Source organism: Sunxiuqinia rutila, assembly GCF_050589705.1.
Classification (GTDB): Bacteria; Bacteroidota; Bacteroidia; order Bacteroidales; family Prolixibacteraceae; genus Sunxiuqinia; species Sunxiuqinia rutila.
The window spans coordinates 1-2007 of sequence record NZ_JBNGOT010000033.1 but is presented as its reverse complement, the minus strand read 5'-3'; the positions used below and the strand labels follow the sequence as shown (position 1 = coordinate 2007).

Annotated in this window: 1 protein-coding gene; it reads left to right on the top strand. The window is 39.4% G+C overall.

The window, feature by feature from the left end; genetic code table 11:
* Window positions 1-569 precede the first annotated feature (569 nt).
* Entirely contained in the window at window positions 570-1574 is a 1005-nt protein-coding gene (locus ACRD6K_RS19960; protein ID WP_430974671.1) for an IS110 family RNA-guided transposase, read from the top strand.
* The last annotated feature ends 433 nt before the right edge of the window (window positions 1575-2007 follow it).

The following is a 2007-nucleotide window of genomic DNA, read 5'->3' as shown; positions in this document are numbered from 1 at the left end:
AAAACCCTCGTAGGCCAGGCTTTTCACCTGGCGGTGAAGTTGGGCAAATTAAATTCTGTAAGTTGTATGTCTTCGTACTTGATTAGCTTATCGGAAGGCTTGCAAGTACCATCTTTTCTCCTCCTTTTTGGCCAAGGAGGAGTGGCACCGGTTTACCGGTGACGAGGTGGTTTGCTTATACTCGCTAGTATATGGGCCCAGTTCTTTTTCTCATCGTGAAGATGGAAACAGAATCTCTTCAACTACCTGATTAAGTCTGTACAGCTTATTTCAGAACTCGCGCCAAGCCTGCTTTGCAGGCTTTTCCCCTCTCTTTAAAACCTTAGATTTGCGAAGATATCTTTTGATGGACTAGAAAGGATTAATTTTGAGTATAAACCAAAATATTAAAAAGAAAGGGACCCAGTTAGTAAACTATTCTTTTCGACAAGCAATACTTATCTCTCTATTTAGACTCGCTGGTTCTCTTGAAATAAAGACCTGTATAAGATATTAGCCTTATGCCATTAAGGTTCTTAGGATTATTTCAAGTTCCCTTCCTTCTTTTTGATATTAGTAAAATCAAAGTTATGAAGAAGATTTTTATTGGAGTAGATGTGAGCAAGTTAAAGTTGGATTTTTGCAATTATCAGGATGGTGTTTTTGACAAAGAAGTGATAGTTACGAACCACAGCCAGGCCATCAAGAGGCACTTAAATGACATCTTATCTGACATCGGTAAAGACAGCCTTTTGATTTGTGCAGAGTATACAGGTAAGTATATTTATCCTCTAACTTGTGTTTGTGATGAACTTGGAATAGATCTTTGGATTGAGAATCCGGTACAGATCAAATACAGATCGGGGATGCAAAGAGGGAAAAATGACAAACTGGATGCTCGCAAAATCGCCATTTATGCCTGTAGGTTTGAAGATCAGGCTCATCTGTTTTCAATGCCAGAGAAGTCGATCCAGTCTTTAAAACAATTGGTAAGAGAGCGGGATATGCTTGTTTGCGACAGGGCCAAATACAAAGGACAGCTAACTGACCAAAGAGACTTTATGGATCAGTTGCTCTTTAAAAGAAAACAAAAACGTTTGTTACAACTGATTGCTAACCTAAACAAGGTTATTCTACAGCTGGAAGAAGAAATACAATCGATCGTTGACAATGACCCGACTTTATCAAAGCAGCATCATTTGCTTTGTTCAATTGACGGCGTTGGGGAAATAACATCATTAAAAATGATTATCGAAACAAACGCTTTCCAAGATTTTAAAGATCCACGGAAATTTTGTTGCCATGCCGGAGTTGCCCCATTCTCGTATACTTCTGGAAGCAGTGTTCGATCCAAAAGAAAAGTATCGCACAGAGCAGATAAGAGCATAAAATCTCTGTTACATATGGCTGCCCTTTCTGCCAGTAAAACCAGCGGAGAGTTAGGACAGTATTACTGCCGAAAAGTAGCCGAAGGCAAGAATAAAATTACTGTATTGAATGCGATCAGAGCAAAATTGGTATTACGAATGTTTGCTGTAATAAAAAATGAAAAAGAGTACCTACAAAATTACATTAATCCTTTGGCTGTTTCATAAGAATAGAGAGGGGAAGAGTCGTTTTAATCCGCTAGGATTGAAAACGACTCCGGGGAGAGTTTGATTAAAACAAAATCGGTTCCCCAATCACTGTTTACTAAATGATTCTCCTGGGGGGTTTCTTCCTTGGCTCTTTGCCCCATGCGCTCTACTCTTTTCCATCAAGCAACCTAGTCCTTTTGGCTTGAGTCGAACAGCAAGGGTTCGTTGCTAAATTCATATGCTTGCTTGTCTGAAAAGTTGTCGGTTTGTAATGACTTCGGTGAATCTCAGCTACTCCTTTCTCCTCCTGGCCAGGAGGAGTACTTTCGCCCAACGCGAAAGGGAGGTGGTTGTTGGGTTATTTAATTCGTTTTTCGGTAATGTTCATTAAACTGTGTCAATTGTATTTTTTGCTATTAGAGTTTTAGTTTGCATCGTTCTCCAAATTTGA